The organism is Paraburkholderia sp. BGA-UO-ETr-F12, from assembly GCF_059567945.1.
The window spans coordinates 304,277-319,925 of the sequence record NZ_JCAQOZ010000046.1 but is presented as its reverse complement, the minus strand read 5'-3'; the positions used below and the strand labels follow the sequence as shown (position 1 = coordinate 319,925).

At 63.4% G+C, this 15,649-nt stretch carries 14 protein-coding genes; 8 read left to right on the top strand and 6 right to left on the bottom strand.

The genetic code is table 11. From position 1 onward, the window contains the following. Window positions 1-94: 94 nt before the first annotated feature. Entirely contained in the window at window positions 95-3,418 is a 3,324-nt protein-coding gene (locus AC57B6_RS20660) for an autotransporter outer membrane beta-barrel domain-containing protein (RefSeq protein WP_496422008.1), read from the bottom strand. A 340-nt stretch (window positions 3,419-3,758) separates the two neighbouring features. Here AC57B6_RS20660 and AC57B6_RS20655 point away from each other — a divergent pair, with 340 nt between their 5' ends. Further along, window positions 3,759-4,808, top strand: a complete 1,050-nt coding sequence (locus AC57B6_RS20655) for an aldo/keto reductase (RefSeq protein ID WP_028194652.1) — start codon at window positions 3,759-3,761, stop codon at window positions 4,806-4,808. A gap of 34 nt (window positions 4,809-4,842) precedes the next feature. Here the strand turns inward: AC57B6_RS20655 and AC57B6_RS20650 are convergent, their stop codons facing one another. Further along, the gene (locus AC57B6_RS20650) at window positions 4,843-5,199 is read right to left on the bottom strand and encodes a carboxymuconolactone decarboxylase family protein (protein WP_178371118.1); all 357 of its coding nucleotides are present in this window, start codon (window positions 5,197-5,199) and stop codon (window positions 4,843-4,845) included. 117 nt (window positions 5,200-5,316) lie between these two features. On the opposite strand from AC57B6_RS20650, the gene AC57B6_RS20645 reads away from it, so the two are divergent. Beyond that, window positions 5,317-6,384 carry an AraC family transcriptional regulator gene (locus AC57B6_RS20645; protein ID WP_281664747.1) on the top strand — a complete coding sequence of 356 codons (1,068 nt, stop codon included), beginning with the start codon at window positions 5,317-5,319 and terminating at the stop codon, window positions 6,382-6,384. 3 nt (window positions 6,385-6,387) lie between these two features. On the opposite strand, the gene AC57B6_RS20640 is transcribed toward AC57B6_RS20645, so the two are convergent. From AC57B6_RS20640 to AC57B6_RS20630, 3 genes are all read right to left on the bottom strand, one after another. Further along, window positions 6,388-6,957, bottom strand: a complete 570-nt coding sequence (locus AC57B6_RS20640) for an FUSC family protein (RefSeq protein WP_028194649.1) — start codon at window positions 6,955-6,957, stop codon at window positions 6,388-6,390. Between the two features lie 148 nt (window positions 6,958-7,105). Continuing rightward, complete coding sequence (locus AC57B6_RS20635; RefSeq protein WP_030100437.1) at window positions 7,106-7,528, bottom strand: DUF3175 domain-containing protein; 423 nt, start codon at window positions 7,526-7,528, stop codon at window positions 7,106-7,108. Window positions 7,529-7,544: 16 nt separating this feature from the next. After that, a complete protein-coding gene (locus AC57B6_RS20630; RefSeq protein WP_496422007.1) occupies window positions 7,545-8,051 on the bottom strand; it encodes a PRC-barrel domain-containing protein in 507 nt (168 codons plus the stop codon). Window positions 8,052-8,275: 224 nt separating this feature from the next. Here AC57B6_RS20630 and AC57B6_RS20625 point away from each other — a divergent pair, with 224 nt between their 5' ends. From AC57B6_RS20625 to AC57B6_RS20615, 3 genes are all read left to right on the top strand, one after another. Further along, on the top strand, window positions 8,276-8,839 hold the full coding sequence (locus AC57B6_RS20625; protein WP_496422006.1) for a DUF4142 domain-containing protein: 564 nt from the start codon (window positions 8,276-8,278) through the stop codon (window positions 8,837-8,839). Further along, window positions 8,836-9,180, top strand: coding sequence for a DUF1488 family protein (locus tag AC57B6_RS20620; protein WP_491564505.1), 345 nt, complete (start codon window positions 8,836-8,838; stop codon window positions 9,178-9,180). Before AC57B6_RS20625 ends, AC57B6_RS20620 begins: the two co-directional genes overlap by 4 nt. Window positions 9,181-9,292: 112 nt before the next feature. Next, entirely contained in the window at window positions 9,293-9,874 is a 582-nt protein-coding gene (locus tag AC57B6_RS20615) for a membrane protein (protein WP_028194644.1), read from the top strand. A gap of 108 nt (window positions 9,875-9,982) precedes the next feature. Here the strand turns inward: AC57B6_RS20615 and AC57B6_RS20610 are convergent, their stop codons facing one another. Further along, on the bottom strand, window positions 9,983-10,321 hold the full coding sequence (locus AC57B6_RS20610; protein ID WP_028194643.1) for a BON domain-containing protein: 339 nt from the start codon (window positions 10,319-10,321) through the stop codon (window positions 9,983-9,985). A gap of 399 nt (window positions 10,322-10,720) precedes the next feature. Here AC57B6_RS20610 and AC57B6_RS20605 point away from each other — a divergent pair, with 399 nt between their 5' ends. The 3 genes from AC57B6_RS20605 (at window position 10,721) to AC57B6_RS20595 (ending at window position 15,642) form a co-directional block, all read left to right on the top strand. Further along, complete coding sequence (locus tag AC57B6_RS20605) at window positions 10,721-12,226, top strand: RNA polymerase factor sigma-54 (protein ID WP_496422005.1); 1,506 nt, start codon at window positions 10,721-10,723, stop codon at window positions 12,224-12,226. A gap of 138 nt (window positions 12,227-12,364) precedes the next feature. Then, window positions 12,365-13,552 (top strand): pyridoxal phosphate-dependent aminotransferase, encoded by a 1,188-nt coding sequence (locus tag AC57B6_RS20600; RefSeq protein ID WP_496422004.1) that lies wholly within the window; start codon window positions 12,365-12,367, stop codon window positions 13,550-13,552. Window positions 13,553-13,845: 293 nt separating this feature from the next. Beyond that, window positions 13,846-15,642, top strand: coding sequence for a S10 family peptidase (locus AC57B6_RS20595; RefSeq protein ID WP_496422003.1), 1,797 nt, complete (start codon window positions 13,846-13,848; stop codon window positions 15,640-15,642). Window positions 15,643-15,649 lie beyond the last annotated feature (7 nt).

Below are 15,649 nucleotides of genomic sequence, written 5' to 3'. Positions count from 1 at the left end.
CGGGTGGCGAGGAAGGTGTGAAGCGCGCTGGCAATGGCTACCGGCGCGGATCGTGCCGCGCCGCACCGGTAGCGCTTGGCTGGCTATGCGGAAACTACCAGATCCAGCGCACGCCCGCGTCGCCGGTTATCGTTCTCTGATGCGCGCCGCCCAGGTTCGTCAGCCAGCCGAGCGTCGCGAACACGCTGCCGGACGCACTGAATTTGCCGACCACACCCGCGCCGAGCTGCGCCTCGGTTTGTCCGACCGTGCCCTGCATGACGGTTCCTCCGCCGAAGGTGACTTTGTCGTCGGCACCGAACTCGCGCAAGAGGCTGACGCGCAGATAAGGGCGCCATGCTGTCGCGAAGGCCTCGAATTGACCTTGCAGGCGCGCACCGATTCGTCCGACAAAAGTATTGCCGCTATTGAAGCCGACACTCGACACCCCGTCGTTGAAATCGGACAGCGCGAGGTGCTGCCAGACGAGTTGCGCCTGCGGTTCGAGCGAGAGGCCCGCGCTGAGCGGAATCGGCAAGCCGCCTTCGAGCGAACCGCTGACCGCATTCCCGTGCGTCGTCGTGCCGACGCCGTCGCGCGAGAGCGGATCGACGTTCAGCGAGCTTCCCATCAGCACGGCGTCGGTGTACCAGCCGCTCGGGCCGACATGCGTCCAGTAACCGCCGAGGCTATACGCGTTGATCGCAAGGTGGCCCACCGCGAGATTGGGCATGCCGAGCGCAAAGCCGTCGACGTCGCCGGTGGCCCGCGCGAAACCGACGAACACGCCGTAGTGGTTGCGCTGGCCGCTCGCGCCGTGATCCGCGTAAAGATCCTGGCCGGCCTGAATGCCGTACACGGACCCGTCGAATTGCGGACTTGCCGTACCGCTCTGGCTCAACACGCTATGACCACCCCATACGCGGCCCCATGCGGCAGGCAATGTGCCGCTTTCGCTCAATAAGGCCTGATCGCCCAGGCGGTCGTGAAACGTATCGATCTGCATCAGGCCGAGTTCACGCGCGACACCGGGCGCCGCGGCGTAGATCGGCACTTCGACGCGATAGAGCGGCGTGGCGGCCGAGCCGGCCGGCGGTGCGGGCGGCAAGGGCGGTGTGCCCTCGGCTGCAACCGGCATGCCGGGTTCGGCGACCGGGGGCTCGCCGGGCGTGCCAGGCGGCTCGCCCGGTGTAGCCGTGGGCAGTGGCGCGACCGTATTGCGCAGATACCAGTTGTCCGTTGTACCGCCGCTCACACCGCCTTTGGCGAGGTAGTAAGAGTACGCGCCGGCCTTCACCGGTGTGGCCAGCGTGAACGCGCTCGAAGCCGTGGTGGCGCCGTTGGCCCCCTTAACCAGCTCGATGCCGTCCGCAATCGTTTGCGCGCCCTGGCCGCCGATGTTCGTGACTTGCAGACGGGTCGAACCGCTGGCCGTCCCGCCGCTCAGTACGAGGCGATCGGACGCCGCGCCGTCGCCGGCGACAACGGTGTTCAGTCCGATGGTGCCATTCTGGCCGGTATAGTTGCCCGTCACATTCAGCACATTGCCGACGCCGGCGCTGGCCGGACCGCCAATCTGCACGAGTCCTGCATTGAGCAGTGAGCCGTTGATCGAGAACGCGCCGGTCCCCTCGCTGGCCAATAAGGGCAGTGCATTCGCCACCGCCAGCGCGCCATTGTTCTGGACGGCGCCCGTCACGCCGCCGTAGCCGCCGAGCGTCGCGCCGGCGGCCACCGTGGTGGCGCCGCCGCCGGTCAGCGCGGCGTTCGCATGGCTAGCGTCGCCGATCGCGAGACTGCCCGCGGCGACCGTGGTGGGGCCGCTATAGGTGCTCACGCCGGTCATCAGCAAACTGCCGCTGCCGGCTTTCGTCAAGGCGCCGCTTCCGCTTACGGCCTGCGTGAGTGTGGAGTTGAACGCTTGTGTGTCGATGGTGCCACCGCCCGCTGCCAGTGTTATTGCGCGCGTGCCGGCGAGGTCGAAGCTCGAGGTCAATTGCAAGGTGCCGCTGTTGAACGTCAGACCACCTGTGTTCGCGCCGAGCGCATTGTCCGCGCCCACCGCGATTCCGCCTTGATCGATAGTCGTACCGCCCGAGTAGGTGTTGCCGGTGGTCGCCGTCGGCGCGAGCGTCAATACGCCGGCGCCAGTTTTATCGACCGCGCCGGTGCCGCTGATCGTTCCTGCGTAGGTGCCCGCGCTGTCCTGGGCAAAGCGTACCAGGCCATTGTCGGTGACGCTCGCGGGCAGGTTCTGCGCATTCGCCTGCAAGGTCGCGCCGCTATCGACCAGCGCCGTCGCGCTTGCGCCGAGTGTACCGGTGAGACTGAGCGTGCCGGTTTGCACATGCGCGAGCGAGAAGGTCCCGCTGCCGGTCCAGTTCCACAGTGCCCCTTGCATCAGCAAGGTCTGAAAATTGGTGAAGGCGTTCGATGCGGTGCCGGAGCCTTGCAGGATCACCGTGGCCGTTCCTCCGGCGCCGCCGTCGGCCGCGCCGTTGATCACGGAGCCGGTCTGCAGGATCAGCGTGTTGTTGCCGTTGCCCATTGTGATCGCCGTGCCGATGCCGCTCTGCACGAGTCCCGCATTCGTGATGGTGCTGCTGCCATTGAGCGTGCGGATGCCGGAGCCGTTCTGGCTGATGATGCTGCCGCCCGCGAGGTTCTGGATCGTTGCCACGAAGCTCGATCCCGCGGTATTCGAGAACACCGCATCCGAGCCGGCACCGCTCGCGGTGATCGTGCCGCTGTTGATCAACTGGTCGTTATTGCCTTGCAGATAAGCGGTTGGACTGTTCGCGCCGGAGGTGGACAGCGTGCCGCTGTTGTTGATGGTGCCGTTGCCGCCCAGAATCGATGCGGCGCGTGCGTTGCTGCCCGAGGTCGTCACCGTGCCGCTGTTGATCAGCGTGTTGTTCGACTGCCCGACGTTCGTTTGTCCCCACGCGGCCGTCATGCCGTAAGCGTTGGGGCCGCTGGTCGTGATCGAGCCGCGGTTGATCAGCGTGTTGCCGCTGCCGTTGGCGGCCATGCCGTCGTTATAGGCGCCGCTCGTGGTGATGCTGCCGCCGTTCGCGTTGGTGATCTGATTGCCGTTGTTCACGCCGAGCAGCACGGCGCCGCGCGCGGTGCCGGTGCCGCCGCCGCCCGTCAGCGAGAAAGTGCCGCTGCTGGTGATCGTGCTGTTGGTGTCGGTGCTGAAGACGACCGGGGTGGCACTGCGTACGAAGTTGCCAGAGGTGGTGTTGTCGGCATTGATCGTCACACCGGTGCTGCCGGTTTGCGCGACGACGGCGGGGAGGCCGCTGCCCGAGCAGGAGACTGTGGTGCCGCTCGGCGGCGCGGTATTGCTGCACGCGGCCATCGCGGAAGGGGTGAGTGCCCTGGAGAGCAGGACGACGCTGCCCAGGCCGATTCCAAACTTTTTCTTCTTCTTCATACGCGTGGTCCTTTTGGTAAAGGCACTGCACCATACGAGCGGAATGGTCCGACTTATACACGTCTTACCGAAACTTTCCAAATGCCCCTGGCATAACTGACGAATATGTTGCAAATCGCCGACGTTTGCCGGAGACCCGCATGGCGACTGGCTCACCAGGGACCGGATTGTTTTTCCAGGCGAAACATTCAGCGGTAACAGTGACGTCTCGCTGTAATGAAATTGAAACATACGTTCGTTCGGTGGCTGCTTGTGCGACGTGTCGCGCGCTGTGGAAATTTGCCGGGTGAAGTACTCTGTATGGCTCACCGAACCACGAATCTTCAATGGAGTCTCGACGATGCGATACAACCCGTTAGGCCGTACCGGTGTGTTTGTTTCAGAGCTATGCCTGGGCACGATGACCTTCGGCGGTGGCGAAGGCATGTGGAAGCAGATTGGCGATCTGCAGCAAGGGGACGCGGAGCGGCTGGTCGGCCGGGCGCTCGATGCCGGCATCAATTTCATCGACACCGCCGACGTCTACGCGGAAGGGCTGTCCGAACAGATTACAGGCCAGGCGCTGAAGAACCTTAAAGTGCCGCGCGACAAAGTTGTGGTCGCAACCAAAGTGTTCGGTCCAACGGCCGGGTTTCCGAACGCACGCGGCGCTTCGCGCTATCACATCATCGACGGTGTCAAGGCGAGCCTGAAACGCCTGCAACTCGATCACGTCGACCTGTATCAGATCCATGGCTTCGATCCGGCCACGCCGATCGAGGAAACCGTGCGCGCGCTCGACACGCTGGTTCAGCATGGCCACGTGCGCTACGTCGGCGTGTCGAACTGGGCCGCGTGGCAGATCGTGAAGGCGCTGGGCATTGCGGAGCGTCTCGGTCTCGCGCGCTTTGAAACGCTACAGGCGTATTACACGCTGGCGGGACGCGACCTCGAACGCGAGCTCGTGCCGATGCTGCGCAGCGAGGGGCTTGGGCTGATGGTGTGGAGTCCGCTCGCGGGCGGCTTGCTGAGCGGTAAATATGGGCGTGAGCAGCAGGGCGAAGCGGGCAGCCGCCGCACCACCTTCGATTTTCCGCCGGTCAATCGCGAACGCGCTTACGACTGCATCGACGTGATGCGCGATCTCGCGGAGGCGAAGAACGTTTCGGTGGCGCAGATCGCGCTCGCGTGGCTGCTGCATCAACGCGTGGTGAGCACGGTCATCGTCGGGGCGAAGAAAATCGAGCAACTCGACGACAACATTGCGGCGACCAGTGTCACGCTGAACGCCGACGAACTGGCGAAGCTCGACAAGGTCAGCGTATTGCCGGCCGAGTACCCGGGCTGGATGCTGGAGCGCCAGGGCGAGGCGCGCCGCAAACAGCTTGAAGAAGCGCGCCATCCGCTCTAGCCCGTGCAAGGCGTATGGGAAGCTGCGGCTTCCCTCACGCCGAGGGTGACTGGTCCGCCTGATAAGCGGCCACGGCGTCCATGGTGCGCGCCGAGTACACCATCGCGGCGCCCGCATTCACCGCGATCGCGACACCGAGCGCTTCGGCGATTTCTTCGCGGGTCGCGCCGTGCTTCAGCGCTTCGGCGGTGTGCACGGTGATACAGCCGTCGCATCGTGCGGTTACCGCGACCGCCAGCGAGATCAGTTCGCGCGTCTTCGCGCCGAGCAGGTCAGCCTTCTGACCCGCGGCTGAGATCGTTTGATAACCCTTCACCGTATCCGGCGACATTTTGGCGATCTCGCCGATACGGCCGAACAGTTCCTTGCGGTAATCGATCCAGTTCAACATGACAGAGCTCCTTGGTTGGAGGCAAGCCGGCGGGTGCCGGTGCCGTGAGACAAAGTATTGCGCTGTGCCGCGACATCCTGAATACTCGATTCGCTCAACTTTTAGCGCGATCGTCTCATGGATACCCTTAGCCGGCTGATCGACCTTGCCAGGCCGCAAGCCAGCCTCGACCTGCGTTGCCTGTTCAGCGGCGGCTTCGACGTCGATCATGCGCCGATGGAGGCGGGAATTGCGCCTTTTCACCTGGTGCTGGACGGCGCTTGCGTCGTCGAGACGGCGAGTGGCGAGCAGCTTGAATTGCGCGCGGGGGATTTCATGCTGTTTCCACGCGGCGCCGCGCATCGGGTGCGCGATATCGGACGGGCTGGCGGCGGCGCACCGATCAGGTTGGGTCATGACGGCATGCTGCCTGTGCGCCGCAATGATGGTCGCGATGCTGAGCGCAGTCACGCCGTCAATGAAGCCTGTCCTGCGGCATGCAACCCGGCACGCAATCCCGTCGGCAATGGCGGCAATGGCGGCAATGGCGGCGACACGCGCGATTCGAGCGGCGAGTGCGACCTCGGCGTCGATCTGGATCTTCTGTGCGGCCGGTTCGTCTACGCGCCCGGTTCCTCCGCGTTGCTGCTCGACGCGCTGCCCGATCCGTTGCATGTGTCGCTCGGCGGCGTGCAAACACTTGGCGCGCTGCAGACGGTGATTACGCTGATGCGTACCGAAGCCGAACGGCGTCAGCCCGGCGCGCTTGCAATCGTCACCGCACTGAGCCTTGCACTCTTCGCAATGGCCCTGCGCATGCATGGGGAACGGCATGCGTCCAGTCCTGGCGTGCTGGCTCTACTGGCCGATGCGCGCCTCGGTGCGTCTATCCAAAACATGCTGAGCGTGCCCGAGCGGGCATGGACGATCGCGGAACTGGGTGAGATCGCCGCGATGTCCCGCGCGACTTACGCGCGCCACTTTAACGAGCGCGCGGGTATGAGCGTGATGGACTTTCTCACGCGGATTCGCATGACGATTGCGTGCGACCTGCTGCGGCGCACGCAGCGTAGCGCGGCGGAGATCGGCGAGACGGTGGGGTATCAATCGGAAGCCGCGTTTGGCAAGGCGTTCCAGCAGAGCGTAGGTGTGACGCCGGGACGTTACCGGCGTCAACCGCATGAGAGCGATCGGAATGCCCGTTAAGGGTTAAGTCTTCCCGGGTCTGCCGAACCAGCGTTTCTCGATCGACGACATGATCAGAGTCACCAGCAGCGCGCAGATCGTGCCCAGCGTGACTTCGCCGAGGCGCAGCAGAGCCTTGTCCCATGGCGAACCGGTGCCCGGCACCAGCAGCATGATGGTCGCGGTAATGCCGCCCAAACGCGCGGCGCTGCCGACGTTCACGACCCAGCAGGTCAGGATTGCCACGGCGACGGTGGCCGCATAAGCCGCGAGATTGCCGCCGCCGAGCGTTGCGCCGACGAGGCCGCAAATGCCGCCTACCATCGCGCCGATGAACTGATCGCGCGAGAGATTGCGGGTGTCGATATAACTGTGCTGACTCACCGCGATCGCCGTGATCGCGGCCCAGAATGCCTGTTCGGTATGCAGCCAGCGGCCGATAGCGAAAGCGAGGCTGGCGCCGGCCACCGCCTGCGCGGCCATCACGCCGCCTTCGGCCAGGCGGTCGCCGAGCGGCAGCGTCTTGAGAAAAGCAAACAGCGAATTGGCGGCATTCGCGCGTTCTGCGCGTCTTGAGTTGTCGGGAGCGGTCATCGAACGGAAGGAACCTGTTGCAGCGTGCAAGGACTCGTATTCTAGCGACTCCGTTCTGACGACTCCGTGTGTGACCATGCAGGTAAGGGCCGCCATGCTAACGAAGCATGCGCGGCCGGTTGAGGATTAAGCACCCGGACACGTCATCTCATGGTGCGCGTCCGAACGCCTCACGCAACTTGCGTTTGGCCTGTTGCAAGGTGTCGCGGCGCGCTTTCGGCAGATTCCTGCCTGCGCGATTGATATAGAAGTTCAGCATCGACATCGCCGACTGGAACGGCGTGCCCTTGCGGCGGCGGCTTCGCGTCGACGATCGTTTCAGCGATTCGGCGATCGACTCCGCGCTGCCGGTTTTGAAAATATCGTGCTCGATATCCATCGCATCGCTGGTCTCCATGACGTGATGCGACCACTTCTGCGGCTGCCTGGCGCGGCTTCGGCTGGCGGTTTTCGCGCGATGCGCCGCATGCGCGCGAGCATGCCTTTGACGTGGCGGACGCCCGGACTTGCCGCCCGTGGCGGGGCGTTTCGATTTGCTGCTGGTCTTGCCGGTGGCTTTCCTCGCGGCCATGATTTTGCCTCCCGACCTATAGCTTTACGCCGCCGGCTTCCGGCGCATCCGACGAAGCCGCCGGGATGTCGCCAACCCCCACGTCGTCGCGCCGATGATACCGGGCGGGTCCCCAGTAAGGCTCGCTGCCGTAGTACTGATGCACGGAGGTGGCCCAGGTCTGGTCAGCCATCGCCGGCCAGTGATCCTTGTCGAACCCCGGTGCATTTTTCACACGCTCGGCCGTCATATCGAGGACGAAACACTTCCGCTGCGTGTCGAGCGTCAACGCACGCCACGGAATGGCCAGCAGCTTGTCGCCGATGCCCAGAAAGCCGCCGCTCGAGAGGACTACATACGCGATGCGGCCCGAGCCGACGTCGAGCATGATGTCCTTGACCTTGCCGATATCCTCGCCGTCGCTGCTGATCACCTTGTTGCCGTCGAGGGTGGCGGCTGCCATCACTTCGGGGCCCGGACCGTCGGCGGTCTCACTGCCTTTGCCTACGATACGTGCGCCTTGGGTCTGAGTCTGGTCGGCCATGACGTTTCTCCTTTACGTTTCGATGTAGGGAGAACTGAGCAACCGGCATTCCTTCGATTTGCGGCGAGCCATGCACCACAAGGCATAAGGCTTGCTCTGCATTTGCTCTGTAGCTTGCTATGTATTTCGACGACAGCGTGGAGAGCACCGTGGACGGCAGCACGCGGTTGGCCGCCAGGTTGGCCGGCCCGCTTCGATAGACAGGTTGACCAGGGAGAAAATGCATGAAATTCCGGTATTCCCTACAAGTGATGACCGTTGCGCTAGGGTTTGGCGCCGCGTCGGTCGGCACCGTGTACGCGCAAGCCAGCGACGCTCCCGCGAGCGACGCGCCCACGAGCGCCACTCAACTTTCGCCGGCAGACCAGCAGTTCGTGCAGGATGCCTCGCAGTCCGACGCCACCGAGATCGCGGCAAGCAGGATTGCGCTCAAGAACTCGAGCGATCCGCGCGTCAAGAAATTCGCTCAACAGATGATCGCTGACCATACGAAACTCTCGCACGGCATGGCCGCGCTCGTCGCGAAGAAGGGGCTCACCGTGACGCCGTCTGCCGACTCCGCGCTGGTCGGCAAACTGCAGACGCTCAAGGGTCGCGAGTTCGATCAGGCCTATGTCGAGCAGATCGGACTGGAGGCGCACCAGCGCGCGGTCGATCTGTTCCAGCAGGAGAGCCAGAGCGGTACCGATTCGCAGTTGAAGGCGGCCGCCGCGCATGCATTGCCGACCATCAGACATCATCTCGCGATGGCGCAACAACTCGCCGGCGCCATGAAGGGTTCGTCATGAGCGCGACCCTGCCGCGTCCGGCCTATGAGGATTCCCTTATGCACATTACTTTTCCCGACGACCCGCCGGTCTTCGATGGCGCGAACCTGACCGTGCAATTCGTGGCGCGCGTCGACGGCGAAACGGTGGCTTGCGCGATCAGCGCGGAAGCGCTGGAAGACCATTTCGGCGCCGATTCCGCGCTCGAATCCGCGTTGATCGCAGCCTTCAACCGGGGCCGCAACCGTATCCGTTCGGTTTGCGCGGAAGCACTCGACCGTAACGGTGGAGAAGGCGTAGTGTTGCATAGTGGATTGTTCAGGGTGGAAGGCATGGAACCCGATCGCGGCGCCGCCGCGTAGTTCTGCCGCGTAGTTCTGATAGATGCCTGCCGTCTGCGCGCGTTTGTGCAGCGCAAAAGGCCGCGCGGCGGCAAGGTCCGCGAAACGCGACTTAACGATGCAAGGAGGTCTTATGTCACTCATCGTCGCAGCACGCTTCACCACTTTCCCCGCTGCTGAAGATGCGGCGCAAAAACTCTTCAACGCGGGGTTCGTCGAAGAAGACGTCACGCTGTTTTTTGTCAATCCGCGCGGCCAGCACGCACGCTACCCGATTGGCGGCGATACTGGCACCGACCCGGCAGCGAAAGAAGCGCCGAAAGGCGCGGGTATCGGCGTCACCATTGGAGCGGTGGCGGGGGCGGTAGTCGGCGTCGGTATATTTGCGACTTTCTCGGCGCCGCTGCTCGTGTCGCTGATTGCAGCGGGTGTCGGTGCTTACGTGGGCTCGCTGATCGGCGCCATGTTGCGCACGCGTGAACGCGGTCATACCGGCCATCACGTGGCGTTTCACGAGGAGTCGCGCGACTCCGGCGTGCTGGTCGCCGTTCATGTGTCGCCCGACAATCAGTTCGACGCGGCTCGCGTCTTGCGCGAAGCAGGGGGCGCGGCGATCGAGCGCGCGAGCGGGCGCTGGCAGCAAGGGCGTTGGGCCGATTTCGATCCACGCAAAACGCCTGAACCGCTCAACGAATTCAGCGAGAAACATGCTTGAGTGAAGCGAGCAATGCACACGGTTTCGTTCAAGCGTAGACGTGGTCAATCACAAACGGCCCGACAAATTGTCGGGCCGTTTGCATTCCAGCGGGAGAATCGTCCGCGCTTATTCGGCGACGACCTTCAAATGGTTCTTCACGCTCGAGACGCCATCGACGCCTTTCACGACTTCGCCTGCCGCAGCCTTGTCGTCGGCAGTCGGCACGGAACCCGTGAGCCATACCACGCCCTTGCGGGTCTTCACGTGAATATGGGTCGACTTGACGTTCTTCGCGCTGAGCAGTTCAGCCTTGGCCTTGGTGGTGATGGTGCCGTCGTCCACGTGCTGGCCGATGGTTTCGGATGCTGCCGACGGGGCCGATGCACTGGTCTGCGCCGTGGCGTTCAGTGCGAATGCAACACAAGCGATGCTGCCGGCGGTTTTCAGAAGTTGAATAGTCTTCATGGTTTCTCCATTGGGTATTGATGAAGGATGCGTTCAAAGATGCAGTCATTGCCTGCGATCGTCTGCTGGCGACGAGCTGCGTCCGTCCACACCGAGTTCATCCGCAAGGTATGTGCCTGGCCCGCCGCAGCATGGCGCGCTGCCGGAAAAAGCCGTTACCGCCCATGCATTTAGGCTGAAGAATAGGAGGACACGCCGGTGCGGTCCGCCGGGCGACGCCGCACAGGCCATAGGACCGGAAATTGCCGGGTACTTGTAAAAATGGGGCTCGGCGCCTGCGCAATCGGCGGGCCTGAAAACGCAAAACTTAGAAAAAACAGCGTGTTGGGAAAGCTGGTATGACAGTTGCTCTATAGAGGTCACGTACGATTTTTCAGCTAATAACCGGACCTCACTACAATGCCGTCAATTGAACTACGCACAAGGCAGTCTCTCGCACTCACGCCTCGTCTGCAGCAATCGGTGCGTCTGTTGCAGTTGTCGTCTCTGGAGTTTCAGCAGGAGTTGCGCACCGCGCTCGATACCAATCCGTTTCTCGAATACGACTCGACCGACACGGAAGACGTCGCGCTCGCCACTACAACGCCAGGCGAAGACTCTGGCGCTACGCCCGCCACGGACCAGGTCACCGCGGCCGAGTCCGAATCACCACTGGCTGAAAGCAGCGGCAGCGACACAATGGAAAGCGCGGGGCCAGACGATATGCCCGGTGATTTTTCGGGCGAGTTTTCGGGCGACTACACGGGTGACTACAGCAGCCGTGGTTCGTCGCGCCAGAACGGCGACTCGGAAAACAGCGATCCCGCGGAATGGGCGCGCGCCCAACCGACCTTGCGTGAGCAACTGCACGACTCGTTGCGCCTGTACCGACTCGACGACCGCGACCGCGCGGTGGCCCGCTTCATCATCGAGGCACTCGATGACGATGGTTATCTGCGTCAGGAGTTGAGCGAGCTTGCGGAAAGTGTCGACCTCACGCCTGAATTGACGGAAGAAGAATTGCTAGTCGCGCTGCGCCTCGTGCAATCGCTCGACCGTCCCGGTCTCGGCGCCCGCTCGCTGTCCGAGTGCCTGTCGCTGCAAATCGACGCGCTACCCGCGGATACACCGGGACGCGATGTGGCGAAGCAAATCGTCGAGCATCATCTCGAACGTCTCGCGCGTCGCGAACAGGCTGAACTGCAAAAGCAGATCGGCTGTAGCGCTACGGAATTGCGCGTGGCCTGCGCGCTGGTGCGCAAGCTTGATCCGAAGCCGGGCAACAGCTACGGCCGTACCGACGACAACTACGTGGTGCCGGACGTTATCGTGCGCCAGGTGCGCAACAAGTGGGTGGTGTCGATCAATCCGGCCGTGCAGCCGCGTGCTCGCATCCATCGCATGTATGCGGAGTTGTTCGCGCAGTCGGCCGGTGCGAGCCGTTCGCCGCTCGCGCAGCAATTGCAGGAAGCGCGCTGGCTGATCCGCAATGCGCAGCAGCGCTTCGATACGATTCAGCGCGTGGCCGAGTGCATCGTCGCGCATCAGAAGGCCTTCTTCCAGTACGGTGAAATCGCGCTCAAGCCGATGGTGCTGCGCGACGTGGCCGAAGAGCTCGGTCTGCATGAGTCCACGATCTCGCGCGCGACCGGCAACAAATATATGGCTACGCCGCGTGGCATCTTCGAGTTCAAGCACTTCTTCCCGCGTGAACTCGGCACGGAAAGCGGCGGCACCTGCTCGGCCGCGGCCGTGCGTGCGCTGCTCAAGGAAATGATCGCCGCGGAAAACACGCAGGACCCGCTGTCGGACGTAACGCTCGCGAAGATGCTCGCCGATCAGGGCGTGCTGGTGGCGCGGCGTACGGTGGCCAAGTACCGCCATCTGATGAAAGTGCCGCCGGCCGAACTGCGCCGCCAGGTCTGAACGTTCTTCACTGCCGTTAAAGCCGGGATTCACCGTAGAGTCGCGCGAGACTGACCGCTCGCGTGACTCTTTTTCGTATCTGGACGTTTCGCGCGTGCCCCATTACATTGGCGGGTCAAGTCGAAACGGGATGAGTCAATGAAGTACTCGAATCTGGTCGAGCGTTTGCAAGGCAGGCGCACGTCGGCGTGGGAAATCCACCGTGTTGCCCAGCAGGCGCTCGCCAACGGTGAAGACGTGATCGTGCTGAGCGTGGGCGACCCTGACTTCGCGACACCCGCGCCGATCGTCGAACGTGCAATCGAGGCGTTGCGCGGCGGCGATACGCATTACAGCGCCGTCTCGGGGCGTGAGCCGCTGCGTGCGGCGATTGCCGAAGAACATGTGCGCACCACCGGTTGCGCCGTGAGCGCGGCCAACGTGATTCTGACGGCGGGGGCGCAGAACGGCGTGTTTGCCACCTCGCTGTGTCTGCTGGAAGCAGGCGACGAAGTGATCGTCCCCGAGCCGATGTATCTTACGTACGAGGCCTGCGTGCGCGCCGCGGGCGCCACGCTCGTGCCGGTGCCGGTCGACTCCGCGCGGGCGTTTCACCTCGACTGCGACGCGCTCGAGGCGGCGCTCACGCCGCGCACCAAGGCCATCTTCTTTGCCACACCCTGCAATCCGACCGGCGTGGTGATGCCGCGTGCCGACCTCGAACGCATCGCGCAGCTTGCCTGCCGGCATGATCTGTGGGTGCTGTCCGACGAGGTCTATGCCGATCTCACGTTCGAGCGCGAGCACGTCAGTATCGCCGCGATGCCGGGCATGGCGGAGCGCACGGTGACGCTCGGCAGCCTGTCGAAATCGCATGCCATGGCAGGCTGGCGCGTGGGTTGGGCAATCGGGCCGGCTCTCCTGATCGAGCATATGGGGCGGCTCGCGCTGGCCATGCTCTATGGCTTGCCGGGTTTCATCCAGCAGGCCGCGCTGACGGCTCTGCAGAACAAGGCGCCGATCGTAACCGGGATGCGCGAGCTATACCGGCGTCGTCGCGACGTCGTGTTCGAACGGTTGCGCCACGTGCCGGGTTTGCGTTGCCTGTTGCCGGAAGCCGGCATGTTCATGATGGTCGATGTCAGCGGCACCGGTCTCCACACGGTCGATTTCACCTGGCAACTGTTTCGGGCGCAAGGCGTATCGTTGCTCGACGCCAGTGCGTTCGGCGAAACGGCGAACGGGTTCGTGCGGCTGGGTTTCGTAGTCGACGAAGCGAGCCTGATCGATGCATGCGAGCGGATTGCCGCATTCGTCGGCGGATTGCCGGCGTACAAGCGGGCGTAGGCGGAAGCGGGTGCAAAGAACGCTGATGAAAGCTCGGACACAAGGTGGACCGCTGGCGGGGGCAGGATAATTGGTCGGCTTTCTTAACTGTTTCGAATTGCTTTCGTTTCTCCTCGAAGAAGCAACGCGATGCAGGGGACGGGCTTTTTTGAGCCGGTTAGAGTCCGTTAAAGCCCGTTAGAGCCCGTTTTCGATTGACGTCCTTCCTGCTTGCGTCAAGAATCGTTCGCCGAGTTCGTCTTAGTCTGGACGGCCGGAATATCGGCGCCTATCGACTTGCGGACGGAAACTGCATGGCCATTCGCTTTTATCTCGCGTTGCGCCGGTCATTGATGGCCGGATCCGTGGCGGCCGCGCTGATTGCGATGGCGCTCGTCTTCGCCGTTATCGCTGCGTTCAGCCAGATGTGCGTGGCAGCCGAACTGGACGAACCTTCCGCTGCCACCGCCGGCGCGGGAACAGCCGCGTTGCCGGTCAGTCCGGCGAGCGCATCCGGCATACCGGTTACTCAGGCGGGAACAGCCGGTCAGGCCGTCGATGCGAACGGTCAGCCAGTCAGGGCGCCCGGCGCCAATCCTGCACGCCCTGGCCGTCCGTTACGGGTTGCCGCCGCCAGTCAGAACGAATCGGAAGACAACGCGCCGCATAACGCCAAGCCGGAAACTCCGGCGATTCCGGTGCCGCCGGAGAACGCCACGGCGACGCAGCATTCGATCCGGCTCGGCGGCCGCAAGATCGATTACACCGCGACTGCTGGCAACCTGCTGCTGCGTGACAATAGCGGCCAGGCCAATGCGAGCGTGTTCTATATCGCCTACACCGTCGCCACGAAAAATCCCGCGACGCGTCCCGTCACCTTCCTCTTCAACGGTGGACCGGGTGCGGGCACCGTGTTTCTGATGATCGGTTCGTTCGGTCCGAAGCGGGTGCGCACGGCGAGTCCCGCGAACACGCCGCCCGCGCCGTATGTGCTGGATGACAACCCCGATAGTCTGCTCGACACCACCGACCTGGTGTTTATCGACGCCGTGGGGGCGGGCTTATCGAGAGTCGTTGGGCACGGCACGGGGAAGGACTTCTGGGGTGTCGATAAAGACCTCGCCGCGTTTTCGCAGTTCATCGATCGCTACCTGACGGTCAACCAGCGTTGGAATTCGCCGAAATATCTGCTCGGCGAATCGTACGGAACCGCGCGCGCCGCGATGCTCGCGTATGAACTGGGGCAAAACAATATCTCGCTCAATGGCGTGATCCTGATGTCCTCGGTGCTCGATTCCGCGGCGTTTTCACCGGGCTCCGATTTCCAGAGCGAAAGCTATTTGCCGAGCTTCGCGGCCGTTGCCTGGTATCACGACAAGATCGTGCCGAAGCCGGCCAACCTGCCGGCCTTTCTCGACGAAGCCCGCGCGTTCGCCCGAGGGCCTTATGCGCAAGCGCTTGCGCAGGGCGACGCATTACCCGACGCGCAGCGCGACGAGATTGCCGCGCGCGTCGCGCAGTTCACCGGACTCGACGTCGATTATGTGAAGCGGAGCCGCCTGCGCCTCTATCCGTCCCGCTTTCGCGATCAGTTGCTGCGCGATCGATCGCGCAGCGTCGGCCGTTTCGATGCGCGTTTTGAAGGGATCGAGTATGACGGCGTGTCCGAGCATCCCGATTTCGATGCGTCGGTGGCCGGGGTGTCGAGCGCTTTCGATGCCGCGCTTCATCAGCATCTGGCGCAGGATCTGCACTTCACGCCCGCGGACCGCTATCGCGTCTTCAACAACGAGGCGTTGACGCAATGGGACTGGAAGCATCGCGAGTGGTGGGGAGAACACCTGAACGAGCCGTACGCCGCGGGCGATCTCGCTGAAGCGATGCGGCAGAACCCGCATCTGCGCGTGATGTCGGTGAACGGGTATTTCGACCTTGCCACGCCGTTCTATGCAACCGAGTACGCGCTTGCGCATCTGGGCGTCGATGCGCAACTGCATGCCAACGTGCGTATCGCCTACTACCCGACCGGCCACATGATCTATCTCGACGATGCCGTGTTGCATACCCTCAAGCGGGATCTGGCGAGCTTCTATGCGGCGGGTGCGAGCTAGCTTCGTC

Coding starts and splice junctions, on each gene's coding strand:
- AC57B6_RS20660 (WP_496422008.1), bottom strand. CDS start 3,418: ATGAAGAAGAAGAAAAAGTTTGGAATCGGCCTGGGCAGCGTCGTCCTG.
- AC57B6_RS20655 (WP_028194652.1), top strand. CDS start 3,759: ATGCGATACAACCCGTTAGGCCGTACCGGTGTGTTTGTTTCAGAGCTA.
- AC57B6_RS20650 (WP_178371118.1), bottom strand. CDS start 5,199: ATGTTGAACTGGATCGATTACCGCAAGGAACTGTTCGGCCGTATCGGC.
- AC57B6_RS20645 (WP_281664747.1), top strand. CDS start 5,317: ATGGATACCCTTAGCCGGCTGATCGACCTTGCCAGGCCGCAAGCCAGC.
- AC57B6_RS20640 (WP_028194649.1), bottom strand. CDS start 6,957: ATGACCGCTCCCGACAACTCAAGACGCGCAGAACGCGCGAATGCCGCC.
- AC57B6_RS20635 (WP_030100437.1), bottom strand. CDS start 7,528: ATGGCCGCGAGGAAAGCCACCGGCAAGACCAGCAGCAAATCGAAACGC.
- AC57B6_RS20630 (WP_496422007.1), bottom strand. CDS start 8,051: ATGGCCGACCAGACTCAGACCCAAGGCGCACGTATCGTAGGCAAAGGC.
- AC57B6_RS20625 (WP_496422006.1), top strand. CDS start 8,276: ATGAAATTCCGGTATTCCCTACAAGTGATGACCGTTGCGCTAGGGTTT.
- AC57B6_RS20620 (WP_491564505.1), top strand. CDS start 8,836: ATGAGCGCGACCCTGCCGCGTCCGGCCTATGAGGATTCCCTTATGCAC.
- AC57B6_RS20615 (WP_028194644.1), top strand. CDS start 9,293: ATGTCACTCATCGTCGCAGCACGCTTCACCACTTTCCCCGCTGCTGAA.
- AC57B6_RS20610 (WP_028194643.1), bottom strand. CDS start 10,321: ATGAAGACTATTCAACTTCTGAAAACCGCCGGCAGCATCGCTTGTGTT.
- AC57B6_RS20605 (WP_496422005.1), top strand. CDS start 10,721: ATGCCGTCAATTGAACTACGCACAAGGCAGTCTCTCGCACTCACGCCT.
- AC57B6_RS20600 (WP_496422004.1), top strand. CDS start 12,365: ATGAAGTACTCGAATCTGGTCGAGCGTTTGCAAGGCAGGCGCACGTCG.
- AC57B6_RS20595 (WP_496422003.1), top strand. CDS start 13,846: ATGGCCATTCGCTTTTATCTCGCGTTGCGCCGGTCATTGATGGCCGGA.